Source organism: Phormidium sp. CCY1219 (genome assembly GCF_055795085.1).
In genome coordinates this window covers 1-17,956 of the sequence record NZ_JAYFEQ010000448.1, presented here as the reverse complement: position 1 = coordinate 17,956, position 17,956 = coordinate 1, and the positions used below count along the sequence as shown (strand labels likewise).

The 17,956-nt window shown below is 52.9% G+C and carries 11 protein-coding genes; 6 read left to right on the top strand and 5 right to left on the bottom strand.

Translation table 11 applies throughout. From position 1 onward, the window contains the following. The first annotated feature begins 35 nt into the window (after positions 1–35). Complete coding sequence (locus AC0QH1_RS10665) at positions 36–2,474, top strand: hypothetical protein (protein ID WP_324631070.1); 2,439 nt, start codon at positions 36–38, stop codon at positions 2,472–2,474. A 90-nt stretch (positions 2,475–2,564) separates the two neighbouring features. Here the strand turns inward: AC0QH1_RS10665 and AC0QH1_RS10660 are convergent, their stop codons facing one another. Then, complete coding sequence (locus tag AC0QH1_RS10660) at positions 2,565–3,668, bottom strand: inositol-3-phosphate synthase (RefSeq protein ID WP_324631069.1); 1,104 nt, start codon at positions 3,666–3,668, stop codon at positions 2,565–2,567. Positions 3,669–4,000: 332 nt separating this feature from the next. Between AC0QH1_RS10660 and AC0QH1_RS10655 the strand changes: the two genes are divergently transcribed. Then, positions 4,001–5,152: a histidinol-phosphate transaminase gene (locus AC0QH1_RS10655; protein ID WP_324631068.1), complete on the top strand. Its 1,152-nt coding sequence runs from the start codon at positions 4,001–4,003 to the stop codon at positions 5,150–5,152. 52 nt (positions 5,153–5,204) lie between these two features. Here the strand turns inward: AC0QH1_RS10655 and AC0QH1_RS10650 are convergent, their stop codons facing one another. After that, a complete protein-coding gene (locus tag AC0QH1_RS10650; RefSeq protein WP_324631067.1) occupies positions 5,205–5,666 on the bottom strand; it encodes a hypothetical protein in 462 nt (153 codons plus the stop codon). A 799-nt stretch (positions 5,667–6,465) separates the two neighbouring features. Next, entirely contained in the window at positions 6,466–7,143 is a 678-nt protein-coding gene (locus AC0QH1_RS10645) for a GNAT family N-acetyltransferase (protein WP_324631066.1), read from the bottom strand. 167 nt (positions 7,144–7,310) lie between these two features. On the opposite strand from AC0QH1_RS10645, the gene AC0QH1_RS10640 reads away from it, so the two are divergent. The 4 genes from AC0QH1_RS10640 to AC0QH1_RS10625 all read left to right on the top strand — a co-directional run bounded on the left by AC0QH1_RS10640 (position 7,311) and on the right by AC0QH1_RS10625 (position 14,318). Further along, positions 7,311–9,764 carry a GAF domain-containing protein gene (locus AC0QH1_RS10640; RefSeq protein WP_324631065.1) on the top strand — a complete coding sequence of 818 codons (2,454 nt, stop codon included), beginning with the start codon at positions 7,311–7,313 and terminating at the stop codon, positions 9,762–9,764. Between the two features lie 542 nt (positions 9,765–10,306). After that, positions 10,307–13,891, top strand: a complete 3,585-nt coding sequence (locus AC0QH1_RS10635) for a response regulator (RefSeq protein WP_324631064.1) — start codon at positions 10,307–10,309, stop codon at positions 13,889–13,891. Between the two features lie 68 nt (positions 13,892–13,959). Continuing rightward, the gene (locus AC0QH1_RS10630; RefSeq protein ID WP_324631062.1) at positions 13,960–14,154 is read left to right on the top strand and encodes a hypothetical protein; all 195 of its coding nucleotides are present in this window, start codon (positions 13,960–13,962) and stop codon (positions 14,152–14,154) included. A 20-nt stretch (positions 14,155–14,174) separates the two neighbouring features. Beyond that, complete coding sequence (locus AC0QH1_RS10625) at positions 14,175–14,318, top strand: hypothetical protein (protein WP_324631061.1); 144 nt, start codon at positions 14,175–14,177, stop codon at positions 14,316–14,318. Between the two features lie 142 nt (positions 14,319–14,460). Here AC0QH1_RS10625 and AC0QH1_RS10620 read toward each other — a convergent pair whose 3' ends face one another. Both AC0QH1_RS10620 and AC0QH1_RS10615 read right to left on the bottom strand, forming a co-directional pair. Then, a complete protein-coding gene (locus AC0QH1_RS10620) occupies positions 14,461–16,731 on the bottom strand; it encodes an MASE1 domain-containing protein (RefSeq protein ID WP_324631060.1) in 2,271 nt (756 codons plus the stop codon). A gap of 199 nt (positions 16,732–16,930) precedes the next feature. Continuing rightward, positions 16,931–17,815 (bottom strand): SDR family oxidoreductase, encoded by an 885-nt coding sequence (locus AC0QH1_RS10615; protein WP_324631059.1) that lies wholly within the window; start codon positions 17,813–17,815, stop codon positions 16,931–16,933. Positions 17,816–17,956 lie beyond the last annotated feature (141 nt).

The following is a 17,956-nucleotide window of genomic DNA, read 5'->3' as shown; positions in this document are numbered from 1 at the left end:
ATAGAAAAATATCATCCCTAGTGATAGAGGCTCGGATGAATAACAACCTTCGCAAGCGAGCAGCCCTCCCCCAATCTACCGGGAAACGTCCCCCCCGTCGATCGCGCGGCGGGCGACCCACAGCCAAACGTCGGTCGCGATCGCCCTCCCGGAAGACAACGCCGCCGACTCTTGGACGAGTGCCCCAATGGAAAGGAATCCTCGGGGCGATCGCCGCCTTATCCAGCAGTGCCACGGTTCTGTTTGGCGGCGCGTGGTTGAGCTTCGAGCTGTTAACCGATCCGCAATCTGTCACCTGGCTCCAATCCTGGTTCCCGGCGTGGAGTCAAGTGCCGATCGCCAACAAAGAAACCCCCAAAACTCTGGCTGAAATCCAGGCTCAGATTCGCGCCGGGGGAGTGCTTCCTTCCCCGCCCTTGTCTCTGGATTCTTCATCGGCGGACAAAACCGAGACCTCTGCCAGACAAGACCCGCAACTGCTGCTTCCGGTGTTGGAAGAGGTGCGTTGTCAGGGTAAATCTGGAGAGTCCGCCGAGGGGAAAACTTGCCAGCAGCTCGCGCAATTGCGGGTGTATCAGCCGGTGTTCAACCCGGACAATCCCCGCGATCGCGAACCCTATTATCAGCTTATTAACCAACTGGCGATCGTCGGCCCGGAACGCTCGTTTGTGATATCTCCTTTAAGTAACGTAGAAGAATTCGGCTTTGGCTTGAACGGGCCGCAACCCCTGACCCAAATCGCTCGCTTTGACAACGCACCAGACAAGGGAATTTGGTTCAACCTGAGCGGGAAGCGCAAGGTGGGGGAAGTTCACCTCACTTATGGGCAAGTCCTGCACTACAATCCGGAAACGGCACACATAAGTGTGATGGCCGAGTGGTCCAGTCCGGGGGGTCATTCTCCTCGCTGGGAAGAAGTCACCGGGGAGGGAGACCCGGAATTAGTCATCGACCAAACCGTGGGACTCGAACCGCAGGTGAAAATCTTCTCCCTAACGCAACAGCAGTTTTTTCTCAATCCCTACGCCCTAGAAGAGATTTCCCTCCTCACCCCGGCCCTTTCGAGTCGCGCCTATAAAGACGCCTTGCTGTTGGCAAAAAGCGGCTTGTGGTCGGCGGCGTGGGAATTAATGGCTTCGGTCAAGCAAGACAACGCCGATGAAAATTGGCCGCAGATGGCGCAGCGACAGTTAGATTTGATGCGGTTTCACGCGCAAATGGCGCAAAAGCAGGCCAAAGGACAGTGGGAAAACCCGGCGCAGCAAGTGCGGACGGCGCTGATCGATGGCAATTGGAAACAAGGGCTGGAGGTGTTCGAGGCGCAGTTGTCCCAAGGAGAGGACATGCGCGAAGCGCTGAAAGAGGAGAAACCGGATTTGTGGAACCGGGTGGAAACTGCAGTGTTGGTGAATCCGTCCCTCGCAGAGGCGAAGCTGTGGGGGGTGTTGCTCCTGGCGGCGCGTTATGACGATGCAGAGGCGATCGCCTGGTTTGAAGAACAAGGGCAAAATACCCCAGAACTCACAGAGCGGATGTACGATTTGCTCGATAAGCAAGCCTCGGCGATCGCCCGGGAAAACCTGAAGCAGCATCAAAGTCAAATCGTGGGTACGGCATGGAACCTCACTAAAGTGAAGCCCCAGGATTGGCGCTTGCCGCGATCGGGGGAGTCCCTGAAACTCTCACCGGGACAGGTGTGGTATCAATTGCGGGTTTCGCGATTTCACGACTCGCGACGCTGGCGACAAAAGCCATTTAATGAAATCCAGTTCTCTTCTAACACCCGGGTAAGCCAGTTTTGGAAAGAGTTGGGATTGCACAATGACCCGCAGGTTCAGATTCTCAGCGGATTGCCCAATGGAGCTACCCGTACCGTACTCGCTACGGTAAAGGCGGTGCAACTGCAACAAGGAGATTTGCTGTTATTAGCCAGTGGGGAAGGGATTCCCGCCTTGGTGGCGGGTGAGGGGACTAAAGCCCTCGCCCTCACCGATTCGGCATTGAAATGGCGATCGCCCGATACCATGACCTTAGCTCAGTTAAAGCGCCAAGACCCCGACTGGATCGGCAAAATGCTGCCCGCCTTATGGCAGGAATTGCAAGCGGGGGGTCAGTTACCCCCCGCAGAGGTGCCTTCCCCGGACCAAATGCTCAAACAGCTTGGCGGGTGGTTGGTGCAATCGTTGGATTTAACCGGGAATGGTTTGTCCGAGGCGGTTCTCACCCTGCGATCGGATGCCTTGGTGCGATCGCGACTCCCCCAAACCAACAACGGCACCCCTTACCGCACCCGCACCTTAATTTTCAACGACCAAGGAGCGCTGATTTACAGCGAACTCACCACCGCCGCCGCCCAATCCGTCACTGGTATCGCCGATTTACCCGACGCAGAACTGCCCGTGTTAGTGGTGGAAGGCACCAGCGGTTACAGCTTGCAGCAGTGGTCCGGCGATCGCAATCGCTTCGAGTTTTGATATCCTCCCCCCGGCATCTTGACCAATGACCAATGACAATTGACCAATGACCAATGACAATTGACCAATGACCAATGACAATTGACCCCCTTAAAACTCTCGATATCCGTTGATAAACTCCTCGGTCATGCGGTAAGCATCGGCATCGGGATATTGTGTGGGGGGATGCTTCATAAAGTAGGAAGAGGGCGAATAGAGGACGCCGCCCAAACCGCGATCGCGTGCCAATTTGCAGCAGCGAATCCCATCGATCGCCACCCCGGCGGAATTGGGAGAATCTTCCACGGACAAGCGCAATTCCAGATTCATCGGCACATCGCCAAACAACTTGCCTTCAATCCGAATAAAGCACACTTTATTGTCTTTTTGCCACGGCACGTAATCGCTCGGGCCGACGTGGATATTTTCATCGTCTAATCTGGTTTCGCACACCGACTGCACTGCCTCGGTTTTTGATTCCTTTTTCGACTTGAGGCGGGTGCGATTTAACATATTCAGAAAGTCGGTATTTCCGGCGGTATTAAGCTGATAGGTTTTCTCCAGCTTGACGCCTCTTTTCTTGCATAAATCCGAGAGCATTCGGTGAACGATAGTTGCGCCAAGTTGGGATTTTATATCGTCGCCGATAATCGGCAAGTTTCTGGCTGCAAATTTATCTGCCCACAAGGAATTGCTGGCGATAAACACCGGAATGCAATTTACAAATGCCACACCAGCTTCTAAGCAGCATTCGGCATAGAAGGCAGCAGCTTCTTCCGACCCCACCGGGAGATAGTTTACCAACACTTCCGCGCCAGAGTCGATTAAAGTTTGAATGACCTCTTCTCGGGTGGGTTCTGGGGTACTGCTGGGAATAAAAGTATATTTATCTGCATAATTAACCAGATGCTCGGAGAAGCCATCGAGAATTTTGCCCATGCTGACTTTAACGCCCATTTCTGGGATAGACTCGCAGAATTGGGTCGTGCAGTTGGGGGGAGCAAACATGGCTTCAGACACATCTAAGCCGACTTTTCTTTTGTCGATATCAAAGGCGGCCACCACTTCGATATCGCTGGGTTTGTAACCGCCAATTTCCCAGTGCATTAAGCCGATCGCCTCTTCGGGGGTTTTATCTTTATAAAAGTAAATGCCCTGGATTAACGAACTCGCACAGTTACCAATGCCCACGATCGCTAGTTTAATCTTGTCCACAATCAGTTTCCGTATTCTCTACAATGATGAGGTTAAATTGTCAACGTTCACAATAACACAACTACGGAAGGAAAAATCAGGGGCGATGCCTCAACTTCTCGGAAACCGCGAGGGTCAGGGTTGTGCCCAGAAATCCAGGTGGAGCCTGCAGTGTCTCAATCCGGAGGGCGAAGGTTCTGTGGAAGTCCCGGAAAACCCCGTCTGAGGGAGGCTCTCCTGGGTGTCGCCGCCCCAGATTGGCGCGCCTGCTATTGCCGGAAGGGGACAGTGAGACGGATACTGATGAGAAAGGTGCTTGCACCCTAACTGCATTGAAAGGTTTCAAGACTCTTATGCTCAGTTTTATCCGCTCAGATTTAGCCCAACTGAGTGCCTACACCCCCCATCCGGGAAGTGCCACGGATGAGACCCCGGTGGTGCCCCGCGATCGCGATCGCGTGGATACCAACGAAAGTCCCTATGATTTGCCTGCGGTTCTGAAAGAAAAACTGGCATGGATCTACCAGCAGCAGATCGAGACCAATCGCTATCCCGACGGGAGTCAGGCCCAGTTAAAACAAGCGATCGCCGAATATGTTTGCGAGGGAGCCAATTTGGAGGGTCAGGCATTCAGCGCCGCCCACATTTCCCTGGGTAATGGTTCGGACGAATTGATTCGATCGCTGTTAATTGCCACCTGTTTGAAGGGAGAAGGCTCGATTCTGGTGGCGAATCCCACCTTTTCCATGTATGCCATTCTCGCCCATACCCTAGGGATTCCGGTGGTGGAGGTAGGACGCCAGGAGGCTAACTTTGAAATTGATATTGCCGCCGCCACCGAGGCGATCGCCGCCACTCAAAATCCCCCAGTGCGAGTGGTGTTTGTGGTTCACCCCAACTCTCCTACGGCGAACCCGCTGACTGAGGCGGAACTGGACTGGATCCGCTCGTTACCCCCGGATATCTTGGTGGCGATCGACGAGGCATATTTTGAATTCAGCCAAACCAGCGTGGTGGATTTGTTGCCGCAGCATCCCAATTGGGTTATCTTGCGAACCTTTTCCAAAGCGTTTCGCTTAGCGGCATTGCGGGTAGGATACGCGATCGCCCATCCGGAATTGATTGCCGCCCTGGAAAAAATCCGCCTCCCCTACAACCTGCCGGCATTTTCTCAAGCGGCGGCAACCTTGGCGATGAGCCATCGGCAAGAGCTACTGGCGATTATCCCGCAAATTCTTGCCTCGCGCGATGATTTATTTGCGGCGATCGGCCAACTCCCGGAATTGCAACTGTGGCCCAGTGCGGCCAATTTTATTTATTTGCGCCTGAAAAACACGCCTCCCGAGTTGATGAATGGGGCGCTGGCGCGGATTGTGGGGCACATGAAAGCGGAGGGGACTTTAATTCGCCATACCGGTGGCGGTTTGCGCGTTAGTGTGGGCACGCCAGAGGAAAATAAACGCACGGTGCAGCGATTGAAAGGGGCGATCGCTTCTTTGGCTTAAATTTCCCCGGAGTCTGTCAGTTGTCAGTTCCCAGCGGACAACTGACTCGCCCTTACACCAAGACGCCGATGCCAGGATTTGCTATCGAGTGGCGCACTATCCGCACGGTTTGTGGTAGTACCCCTACTAAGCGGGCGATCGCCTCATCCGGCACTCTAGCAACCGTTTCTGCATCAAAATATTTTTCAAACTGGGTCAGCAGCATTTGGGTGCGCTGTAGGGGCACCGGGGTCGCGGTTATTTGTTCTACTAAGCGAATCCATTGGCGACGAATCCCAAAGGCTTTTTGTCGTTGTTCGTAGGTGTCGGGATAAAGCAAGATGCTGTCCCCCACGGGAATCGTTTTTTGGGAATCAATATCGAAAATACCGCCTACGGCTGCACCCGGACCTGCAAATTCAGCATGAAAGTGTTTGTAGATAATCAAACCGTTGCGACGCCGACTATCTACCACGAGAAGCTGTCCGCTGTTGAGTTGAGTTAGGATTTCCGAGGGATTGAAATATTTAACCAACGCACGCGAGGGATGTGAGTCCTCATCTTTGCCTCGATGAGACCTCGACTGAGGCTTTGCCATCGAATGGTTTTCTGGAAAGGCAAGTGCCTCAGTGGTTGAATTGTAGGGTGGCTGGCGATCCATACACATGTCAGTCAACTCCTGGGGTAAAACCGGAATATCCAAGCAGCTACAAAGGGTTATTGGGGATCTCCGGTGAGCCAGGAAGAGATATGGAGAACGGAGTTTTTCCCCTATTTCTAGGATGACGCAATTTTGTCTTTTAATTAAAAGGATTTTGAATAAGTAATGTTAAAGAAGGGGGCAGTTTTGTTAAAGAAAGGGTAAAGCGGGGAACGCAAAAGGGTTGATGGCGGGATATTCTATCTGAAATGCGGCCAGATCGCTCGCGTCTTTGCAGGCGGGGAATTTCTGCCTCCTAGAAGCGTTTTAATTTTTCTACCGCCAAAGGGGGAAAAGCGACGGTCAGGTTTTGCGATCGTCTTTCACCAGGCAGTTACGGACTCGTGCCTTTCCACCTGTACCTCTTCTAGCTCTTGTAATATGCAATTTAAGGTTACAACATCATCGGATGGTTTTGCTCCTCCATTTGAGAGATTCCCGGGCAATGGATGGGGAAATGCGGCAGGGGATATCAAGTGTGACAGAAGTTTAGCCCCGCGCTTCAGTCGGTTATGGACGGGGTTTTTCGGACCGCCAACCGCGCTTCAGGGGATAAGGGGAGGGGGTTGACAAAACTGCCGAGTGGTGAGTATTGCCTCTAGGGCGGTGATGAAGTCTGGGGGGAGGGAGCGCCTTAAGGGGGAGAAGGGGGCTGGAGGTGTTTGTGCAGGAGCATCCGTCGGGGTTGTCGGAAGACCCAACTGGCAAAACTTGACTCAATGGAGCGCACGCGGTACCCTGCTTTATAATAAAGCCGCTGTGCGGGAGGGTTATTTTCCAAGACATGGAGATAAATTTCGCGAAACCCCCACTCTAGGGCAATTTGCTCGCAGGCCGAGAGTAACTGGGTGGCACCACCTTGACGGCGATCGCTATTGGCCACGGCTAAATTGGACAAGTACGGGAATTGGGTGCATCCGACTTGCCAGGGATGAATGGAGCGCAGGCTCATTTCCACTGTACCGATGAGGGGGTCTGAGGAGGAAGGTGCGATCGCCTGCGGATCCCCTGCGGGATAATCATTCGACGGCGAGGGGGTGGTGGCACTCGGCATTTGTGCCACTAAGCAAATGTAGTGTGGAGATCTGTTCCGCATTCGGTTTCGCAGATCTTCATAGATTCCCAAGCGCAATACTGGATGAACGAATGTCATCAGTCCGTCCCGGGGATGAAAGCTATCGGCCAATATCTCGGCCAATCTGGGCAGATCCTTAGCATGGGCGGGTCGGATGACAAACCGCACCGGCGAGCCTATCGGTTTGATGGGGCGATCGTAGCCCTGGGTGGGGGATGTTTTGGAAGAGCAGTTCACATTGAAATCTCGTGAAAAAACAAACGCCATCGGGTCTCTAATCCTACCCCTAGCAAGGTTATAACATAGCCAGATGAGGCAGGCAAAAGATTAAGTCAATCTAAAGAAAACAAACTTTAAGGAAAACTAAATAATCATTACCCATATTAGTATGCCGCAAAATGCCTATGAGTGCAGATATTTTTCCCTTTAACTCTCAAGACGTGGTTTCCACGATCCGGCACCGATATCGCCACGCGATCGCGGAACTACTACAGCGACAGACTCAACTCAGCCAGTTCGGTTCCGAAGCGGAACAAAGCGCTTGGACTGCTGGCTGGCTGGAGTGTTTGGCGTTTCTCGGTCAGATCGATTCGACTACGGTTGACAAATTGCGTGGTTTGTGCAATGAAAAACGACAGGGGGAGCGCGATCGCCCGCCGATAGGGGCAACATCTGCGGGGGACAGGGGTGAAAACGCCGGGGAGGATCCCGGGGCGCAAGCTCAGCCCCCCCGCCACGGTCCGGGCAGCGGAATAGAATTCCCCCGGGGCAAGCGCGCCTCCTTAGAAAGGTTGAACCAGATCGCCGCAGAGATTCATCACTCTTTGGATGAGAAGCAAGTCTATCAGGCGATCGTGCAGCAAATGTGCGCTGCGTTAGATGCCGACTGTGCCGGGTTGATAATGTACGACCAAGTGGCGCAGACGCTTACTGTGGTGGCATCTCATTCGGCTAGGGATAGGGATCCGATGAGTTCCGCCGCCGAGGAAGTCCCCTTGGGACTGAGCTTAAAATTGGGGGCGGGAACGGAATGGGATGCCTTAGTCAGCCAGCGCAGGGCGTGGGTGGCGGAAGATGTGGAAACCGCGCGCATGCCGGAAGTGGAACGTCTGCTGCTGCTGTGCGCCGGATTGCATTCTACCTTGATGGTGCCGATTTTTGATGGCGATCGCCCCTTGGGGACAGTGTATGTGAGTCAGAATCAATCCTGTCGCCTGTGGAATACCCAGGAAATGAAATTGGGCGAAATGGTGGCGCAACAAGGGGCGATCGCGTTGGCGAATACACGTCGCTACAACCGCGCTACAGCGCGAGCGGAACGGGAGCAAGTCCTCTATCAGATCGCCGCTCGCATTCGCAGCTCTTTGGATCTCGAAACCACGATTAACACCGCTTTGGCACAACTGCTACAACTCACCCAGGCGGATTTCATCGTGTTTTCGGTTCCCACGCCCCTGAGTACCACCAAGTTGCGGATTGCCCACCGGGCTTGTCGCGACAATCGCTGCCCTCTGCACAGTGAAGACCCCCTGCAAATTGGCATGGAAATCAATTTGGGGGAGTGCGATTCTGCCTTGGTGCAACGACTCCTCGGGCAAGAAGTTAGCGCGATCGCCAATACTCAATCCGCTGAATTTAGCGAATCGGAACGGGCGATGTTTCAGCAAATGCAAATCGGCAGTTTGCTCAGTGCCCCGATCTGGGAGCGAGATACGTTATTGGGTCATCTATTGGCGATCGAACCGCAATCCTACCAGTGGAACAAAGACGAACTTGCCGCTGTGGAAGCGGTTGCTTTGCAACTGGCGATCGCTATGACTCAGGCGCAGTTGTACAACCGCACGCAACAACAAGCCCTCAACGCCCAAGCTCAAGCCGAACAACTGAAAAAATCCCTGGAGGAAAAAAACCAGTTAATTGCCTCGTTGCACTCTACCCAAGCGCAACTGGTACAAAGCGAAAAAATGTCCAGTCTCGGTCAATTAGTCGCCGGAGTGGCCCATGAAATCAACAATCCGATTAATTTTATTTACGGCAATGTTCCCCATGTGACCAACTACCTGCAAGATTTGCTAGAATTAGTCGAAAAATATCATACCCATTATTCCGAACTTCCGCCAGATATTGCCGAATTTGAATCTCAAATTGATTTTGATTTTATCCATAGTGATTTAACCAAAATCCTCAATTCCATGCAATGCGGTGCAGAACGAGTGCGAGAAATTGTCCTGACCCTTCGCAACTTTTCCAGACTGGATGAAGCGGAACTCAAGGAAGCAAATATCCATGAAGGACTCGATAGCACCGCGATTTTACTGGCTCATCGACTGCCGGATATTGAAGTGGTAAAACGGTATGGAAAAATTCCGCGATTGCCTTGTTATCCGGGACAACTCAATCAAGTGTTTATGAATCTGTTTGGCAATGCGATCGATGCGATTCGACAAGCAGAACGCTTGCAACAAACGGCAGCGATCGCGGGGGAATCCTCTGGGAATTGTGGTGCGAGGAGGAATTGCAACCCGCGCCAAATTATCGTCACCACCCAAACGCTGTGCAAATCGAGCCGAGTGCGCCCGTTATTTGCCCGCACGACTCCCGGCGACGAGTGGGTTCAGATTCGGATTCGCGATCGCGGTTGTGGCATCGATCGCACTTGTCAAAACAAAATTTTCGACCCGTTTTTCACCACCAAACCGGTGGGCATGGGCACGGGTTTGGGCTTATCCATTGCTTATAAAATCGTGGTGGAAAAACATCAGGGACGACTGTGGTTTGAGACGCCCCCCGACGGCGGATGCGAGTTCATTATCGAATTACCGGTGAAAGTTCCCCTTGCTCGCGCTGAAAGTGCCTGATTGGGACAGATTCTCTGAAGTTGCATTGTGCAGAATGCACCTGCATCGAGATTATAAAATTACCCAAACCGTTCTCTAACTCCCACTAATATCCATCGCGAAAGGTTATTTTAAAAAGAGTGTTTGCCCACCAGGCAATTCGATGGCGGTTGCAGGGGCGATCGCGAATCTAGAGGGATTTTTTTCGATGATTCACAGGGCAAACCGGGGGGAAACACCACAACAGTCATGGGAGGAGGCATGGGATCCGCCGTAGCAGCGAAAGAAGGGGGGCAAATCACGCAACTGTCGCCAATCTCTGGGCAGAATTTTAGAATCGATCGGGGGTGAGTTGCATCATCGCAGAAAAGGGGGCATCATCACTATTGGGAGCGACCCCGGGTTGGCGATCGCCCACCCCCCCTCCCTGGCACCAAAAGAAGGGGCACCCAGCAAAACCCACCCCTGGGGCGAGATGCTTTCACAGTGGCAATCTTCCCGGGATGCCCATTCACCCCAACCCTTGTTCACGTCATTCTCCCCTCAAAGCAGGAGCGCGGTGCATGAGTATCGAAAACCACAGTAAGCCGAAAATTCTGGTCGTCGATGACGAACCGGATAACCTCGACTTGCTTTACCGCACCTTCTATCGAGACTATCACGTGCTCACGGCAGAAAACGCACCCAAGGCACTGAAAATCCTCGCCAAAGAGGGAGACATTGCGGTGATTATTTCCGATCAGCGGATGCCGCAGATGAGCGGGACCGAGTTTCTCAGCGTCACCGCCACGCAATACCCAGATGCGATCCGCATCATCCTGACCGCCTACACGGATGTGGATGACTTGGTAGATGCGATTAACGCCGGGAAGGTGTTCAAATACGTCACCAAACCCTGGAATGCGGAGGAACTCAAGGCGCTGGTGGCGCAAGCGCTGGATACCCACAATGTCTTGAAAGCGCGCACCCGGGAACTATGCCGCACCCTGCGCCAAGAATCCCTGCTGAATGCGATTACCAACACGATTCGCTCTCGCACCACGGAAGCGCAGATTCTGCAAACCATCGTGGAAACCCTGGGTCAGATGTTCGAGGCGAGTTACTGCATTCTGCGCCCTTTCAAACATGGGCAGTTGAGTGAAGAATGGTTTGTCTATCAACGGCGAGAGGGCGATCGCGGCAAGTCCAATGGGAGCATCCTCCGCGATGCCCGGGAAAACACCCGCGACTCTAGATCGGTGGATTCCCTCTCTATCGAGGTGAATTCTCAGCGGTTATCGCAGACGGTGTGGGAAACCCAGGATATTGAGGTGATTCACGATGTGGAAAACGACGATCGCCTGCAAGGGACAACGCCGCAATTGTGGGAACGTCGGCAGGCGTTGAAGGCGACGGATATTCGCTCCACCCTGATGGTACCTCTAATGTTTCGCTTGGACTTGATGGCGGTACTGGCGCTGCACCAATGTGGGGAACGCCGAGTGTGGAAAGACGATGAGGTGCAGTTGGTGTTTATGGTGGCGGATCAGGCGGCGTTGTCCCTGTCTCAGGCCCGGGCTTACGAGCAAGTGCAGGCGCTGGCGAAGCGGGAAGCGCTGGTGAATACGATTACTACGGCAATTCGCTCGAGTCTCAATCCGCAAGATATTTTTTCGGCGATTACCTATCAACTGGGCAAAGGGTTGCAAGTGGATGGTTGTGCCCTGTCGTTGTGGACGGAGGATGATGAGTTCGTCCAGTGTGTGGGATTGTACGATGCGGCCCTGGAAGAGGAAGTGCAACAAGCGCCTTCGGCGGTGAGAACCAGTGACGAAAGCGCTGAGGGGGGGATGGAGGATATATTCTGCGCTTCAGAAGAATTGCAGGGGGCAATGAGCCAATTGCCTTCCCAATTGCCGCGATCGGTGGTGCCGATCGCGGGCAATCCGGTGCTGCAGCAACTCCTCCATACTCAAGCTGTAGTGGCGATCGACGATCTGGAAGAACAACCGGGGTTTAATGTCCTGGATTTACCGTTGCGATCGCCGGCGAGAGCGCTGCTGGTGGTTCCTCTGATTTCTGACGGTCACATTATTGGCAGCATTTCTCTGCGACAAACCACCGCGCCGCGTCATTGGCAACCTTCGGATATCGAACTGGCGGAGGCGGTGGCGGCGCAAGCGGCGATCGCGGTGCAGCAGTCTCGTCTCTATCAAAAAACTCGCCAACAAGCGGAACGCCTCCTGGAACTCAATCGCATCAAAACGGAATTTTTCCAAAATATTTCCCACGAGTTTCGTACCCCCCTCACCCTGATGATGGGTCCGCTGGAATCTGCCGTGGAACACAATCAAGCATTATCCCTGGAACAAGCTCAAATGGGCCTTCGCAATACCCGCCGCTTGTTGCGATTGGTGAATCAATTGCTGGATTTGCAGCGCTTGGATGCCGGTCGAATGCAACCGATGTTTCGTCCCTGCGATTTAATGGCATTCGTCCGCCAAACTGTGGACACTTTCCGCCCCTATTGTCAGAAAAAAGGCTTGACCCTCTCCACCAATTTACAATCTTGCCCTCAGCTTTATTTGGATTTAGAAAAATTCGATAAGGTACTCTACAATCTACTTTCTAATGCCATGAAATTCACCCCGCGCGGCGGTAATATTATCGTCAGTTTGGAGGTGGCAGGAGATTATTGTCTGTTACAAATTAAAGATACCGGCATCGGCATTCGCACGGATCAAATTCCCCATTTGTTTGAACGCTTCCGTCAAGCGGAAGGATCCGCCAACCGCTCTTATGAAGGCAGTGGTTTGGGGTTGGCACTGGCGAAGGAGTTGGTGGAACTACATGGCGGGAACATTACGGTGGACTCGGCGGAAGGGGAAGGCTCTACGTTTACGGTTTGGATTCCGGTGGGTAACGCACATTTACCGCCGGATCGGATTATCGAGGTGCCTACGGGGGTTTCGCCTTCTCGGGCGGCGGTGGAATTGGCGGATGTGGAGGTGGAATCTCCGGCAATGACCCGAGGCAAATCTTCAGGTGAGAATGCCGAATTTTCGCCTATTCCCAGCGCGGCGGCGGATACTCCGGGACAACCGAAAGTTTTGGTGGTGGATGATAATCCGGATTTGCGAACCTATGTGTCGGGTATCCTCTCTTTGGAAGGCTATCGCGTTTTGCTGGCGCGCAATGGCGCGGAAGGGTTCGATATGACACGTCAGTATCGCCCGAATTTGATTGTGGCGGATTTGATGATGCCTTTGGTCTCGGGTTTGGATATGATCCAGATGATTCGCGAGTCGGAAACTCTCAAGGGAATACCGATTATTTTGCTGACGGCGAAGGTGAATGAAGATACGCGCATCGAAGGTACGCAAAAAGGGGCGGATGCTTATCTAGCCAAACCGTTTAACGATCGCGAACTGCTGGCTCAAGTGAGAAATTTGCTGGCGCTGAAGGAAACGGAACGCCGGGTGGCTCAGTTGAATGCCTATCTCACTGAATCGGTACTCAAGCGGTTTTTGCCTCCCTCTATGGTACAAAAGGCTGCCGCCGGTGAGCTAACGTTGGATTTGCGCCCGGAACCGCGTTTGATTACGATTCTGTTTAGCGATATCGTCGGCTTTACTCAGTTGGCGAATACTTTGCGCTCTCGCCGGGTGGCGGAGGTGCTGAATCAGTATTTGGCTCACATGACGCGGGTGGTGTTTGAAAATGGGGGTACGGTGGATAAGTTTGTGGGAGATGCCATTATGGCGATTTTTGGCGCGCCAGAAGATTTGACGCCCAACGAACAAGTGCGCCGCGCGATCGCGACTGCCCGCCAAATGTTCCGGGAACTGGATGCCCTCAATGAAGCTTGGAACGCCGAGGGCCTGCCGGCGGTGCAGTTCCGCTGTGGCATCCATCAGGGCACTGCTGTGGTGGGCATGTTCGGTAGCTCGGAACGCTCTGATTATACCGCGATCGGTCCGAGTGTCAATATCGCCTCTCGCTTGCAAGAAGCTACGGACCCCGGTTCGATTTTGGTGTCGGCGGCGGTGGCAGATTATCTGGAGGATGATGAAATCGCAAAGTGTCGTCCCCTGGAGTTAAAGGGCATCGATGAAACGGTTCTCACGTTTAAAGTCCATCCCGCACCCCCGGAGAATCCGGTAGGTTAATTCGATATGTCTGAAATTTGACAATTGCTAATTGTTAATTTGTTTTTTCCGGGCCAAGGACTTTTAAATTGCGGTTGGGGGATGGGAAACGCGGGCACATCGGGGGAAAAGGGCGATCGCCGTCACCGATTTTTCTGTCTGAAATCACCGACGCACTCGCTCGCGATCGCCGGCATGTCAGGAAACGATCGCAGGGGGTGGCGATCGCGATCGCGGCGATTCCGGAGTTGGCGATCCATACTAGAAGCATAGAAAAAAGCTAATGTCTTGGAGGACGCCAACTATGTTATCTCGCGATTATTATAAACCCAACCCTCGGCAGTTTGTCAAGATCGTGTATTCCAAAGTCAATATCCACGGGCACACGGAACTGGTTCCCTTTGAACTATATTCTGATGGTTCCCTGAAACGCTGCGATCGAGCATGAGGAAACTAGGACACTGGGAAAGCAAAAGGTTTATCCACATTGTAGTCTATTGGGTGCATTCCATGCCGCAAAACCACCAGAGACATAGGGCAGGAGAATCGAAATATGAAATCCGAGGGGGTGTCTGAGAGGGCACCCCCTGTTATTTGACCGCGATCGCTCGCGGGAGGGAGATCGTAAATTCCGTGCCCACGCCGGGGGAGGAAATACAGGTTAATTCGCCCCCGTGTTTTTCCACCACAATTTGATAGCTGACAGACAATCCCAATCCGGTTCCGGACCCGATGGGTTTGGTGGTAAAAAAGGGGTCGAATATTTTGCCGCGCACGGATTCTGGAATTCCCGGCCCGTTATCGGAAATGCGGATAACGATGCGATCGCAATTGTTCACTTCAGTGCTAATGCGAATGGTCGGCGATTGTCCATCCATCGGGTGAGATTGTAGCGCATCCACGGCATTATTTAAAATATTGATAAATACTTGATTGATTTCCGAGGCGTAACAAGTGACCTGGGGTAACTCTCCATAGGCTTTCTCGATGTGAATTGCCGAACCATTGGGCTTCGAGTTCAGCCGCGATTGCAATAACATTAAGGTGCTATCGATGCCTTCGTTAATATCCACCGCTTTCATTGCCGCTTCATCGAGACGGGAAAAATTCCGCAAGCTCAAGACAATTTTGCGAATGCGATCGGCACCAATTTTCATAGAATGGAAGAGGCGGTCTAAATCCTCGATAATAAATTCCAGTTCTATTTCTTCGGTCAGATCTTGAATGGTGGGAGTGGGTTCGGGGTATTCTTGCTGATAGGTGGAGATCAGTTCGAGCAAATCTTGCATGTATTCGCCAGCGTGAGTGATGTTACCATAGATAAAGCTAATCGGGTTATTAATTTCGTGGGCGACGCCGCCAACCATGTGACCCAAACTGGACATTTTTTCGGTGTGAATTAATTGTGCTTGGGTGCGTTGCAGTTCCCTGAGGGTTTGTTCTAACTCGGCGGTGCGTTTTGCCACTTGCTCTTCTAGGGTGAGATTGTAGTCGGCGAGCAATTGCTGGGCTTTTTTGCGATCGGTAATATCTTGAAAGGCAACGATCGCCCCATCTACGGCGTGACCTTCGTCAAAAATCGGGGTACTGGCCACATCCAGGGAAATGCGCCGATCGCCGTGGTGCAGTTCGAGATCGTCTGTGCGGACGCGATCGCCCCCCAGAGAGCGCAGGAAGGGCAGTTCTGCCTTGGGATAGAGGCGATCGGTGCCGGCGCGATAGATATTATAGGCTTCGGCGGTGGGTTCGGGCGCATTCTGCGAATCTGCTGGCGCGTTGAGTAACTCCTGTGCGGTTGGATTCAGATAGCTGATGTTCCCGCTGCGTTCGTGGACTACTACCCCGACGGGAATGGCTTCCAGAATTTGAAATAAGCGGCTTTTACTTTCTTGGAGTTGCAGGTTCGCCCGGTGCATCTTTCTTTCCGCGACTTGGCGTTCGTCGATCGCGGCGGATAAAATCAGCGCCGTAATCGCACAGACGCCCATAAAGGATTGGAGCAAAACCAAGGATTCGTGAGTAGAAGGTTTGATAAACGGTCCGTATCCCTGACCGGTGGCCACGATCGCGATCGTGCAAACCAGCAACACGAACAGGGTGGTGGTGAATTTGCCAAACCGAAACACCGACCACACCAGCATGGGTAATAAAGCATATTCGATCGCATATCCCTGGATAAAGCACACCCAGCTTAACAGCAGCAGCAGTGCCGAAAAGGCGATCGCCTCCAGGAGTTTGGCCGCCGAGGCTTTGAATTTGTGTAGTTGTCGGTGTTGCCACGCCAGAAACGGTGTGGCCAACAGTAACGGCGTGAGAATCCCGCTGCACCACCAGGTTAACCAGGCCACGGCATAGTCGGACCAGGGGGTGATTCCGCCCATACATAATGCCGTCAGGCCCAGGGTGGCATTCACCATCGGCCCGATGCCCAAAAACAGGAGAAATAAACTCACACCCCGCACTTGAGTGAGCAGCGATCGCCTGGGGACGAACCGTTTGATTAATCCGCTCACTACCAAGGGATGAAGCGCGCTGCCGATGCTGATGACCAGGGCGATCGCCAGTGCTGCGGGAAGTGCTATCGGTGGCGTCATCGACCGCAGGTCAAGGGTGGCCGAGAGAAACGACCCGAGAAAAATTCCCGGCCACAGGCGATCGCCGAGCAGCAACACCGCTGCTAAGGAGAACCCCGATGGCGGCCATACCGCCGTCACATTTCCCGGAAGCGAAGCCAGCACCAATCCCAGTTTAGCCGTCAATATATACGTGGCGGCTACGGCAAACCATATCACAATTTCCCCGGCGAGCTTTGTCCACTTGTGTTGGTTTCGCAAGAACCCTTCCCCCTTTTTTTCCACCATTTTCGGCTGTGTTACCCCAGCCTTTTTTTCTAATCTATCATAGCTTTCGCAAAAATGAGCGTTTTTCTGCGGCTTTCCCCAGGCGTTAGCGGGCTAATGGCCGCTCGCCTTTAGCAGCAATTTAGCACATTGTAAAGGTGGGCATGACCCACCCTAGGAGATTATACTCTGACAGCAGAAAACCCAATGCCGGGAAATTTTACGCCCCTAAATAACGCTGCACGAAACTTTCTAACGATTCCATTTTGATATCGAACGTGGACTCGAGGGTTTCGATTTCTTCTGGGGTGCAGAAAAATTCGTTGGCTAACAATACCCGCAGGGTTCCGAGGGATTTTTGCAATCCGGGATTGACCACTCCAAATGCACCGCGCAACCCATCAAACACCATCAACGGGGGATTGATAATTATCGGATCGCGGTTAAAAATGCGGGAAAAAATCTGCGGAATCTCTTCTCGCGAGAGCACCTGCGGACCGCCGACGCAGAAAATTTGGTTTTTCGCATTCTCCACGATCGCCGAATCGGCGGCAATTTTGGCGAGGTCATCGGTACTCACGGGAGAAGTCCGATTTTTTAAGTCTCCCACACTCAAATAAATGCCCGTTTGCTTGAACCGTTCCGCCAGGGATAATAGGTTGGAATCAAATCCCGAGGGCCGCAAGATGGTGTAGGTTACTCCACTGGAAATCAGGTATTTTTCCACTTCCCGTTTGGCTTTAAATACCGGGGAATCTTCATAGCCGCGATCGCATCCTAATACGGAGGTAAAAATAAACTGTTCCACCCCCGCTTGGAAGCCATAATCGATTAAATTGATGTTCGCCCGATAGTCGATGTCCTGCGCGCCGCCACTGGCTTCGTTTGACCCGTGGGCGCTGATGATGTATTTTACTCCTTGGCAGGCTTTTTCAATATCGCGATCGCGCTTTAAGTCGCCGATAAAAATCTCTGCCCCTCGGTTTTCTAATTCGCTATAGCGCGAACTCAAGCGGACAAACGCCCGCACGGGGGCTTCCCGTTCTCGCAGTACCCGCACGATTCTGCGTCCCAAACTGCCGGTTGCTCCAGTCACTAAAAACATAGTTCGATTCTCGCATTTATATCCTCAATTGGATTGTAGCTCGCCGCAGTCTTCGGGAGAGAACCACACCCCGCACCGCCCCTTGCCGGCGGCTTGCTTGCAATTCCCCTCCGGGGATGATATAATTAAAAATGTAGCTGA

Coding starts and splice junctions, on each gene's coding strand:
- AC0QH1_RS10640 (WP_324631065.1), top strand. CDS start 7,311: ATGAGTGCAGATATTTTTCCCTTTAACTCTCAAGACGTGGTTTCCACG.
- AC0QH1_RS10620 (WP_324631060.1), bottom strand. CDS start 16,731: ATGGTGGAAAAAAAGGGGGAAGGGTTCTTGCGAAACCAACACAAGTGG.
- AC0QH1_RS10635 (WP_324631064.1), top strand. CDS start 10,307: ATGAGTATCGAAAACCACAGTAAGCCGAAAATTCTGGTCGTCGATGAC.
- AC0QH1_RS10655 (WP_324631068.1), top strand. CDS start 4,001: ATGCTCAGTTTTATCCGCTCAGATTTAGCCCAACTGAGTGCCTACACC.
- AC0QH1_RS10615 (WP_324631059.1), bottom strand. CDS start 17,815: ATGTTTTTAGTGACTGGAGCAACCGGCAGTTTGGGACGCAGAATCGTG.
- AC0QH1_RS10625 (WP_324631061.1), top strand. CDS start 14,175: ATGTTATCTCGCGATTATTATAAACCCAACCCTCGGCAGTTTGTCAAG.
- AC0QH1_RS10665 (WP_324631070.1), top strand. CDS start 36: ATGAATAACAACCTTCGCAAGCGAGCAGCCCTCCCCCAATCTACCGGG.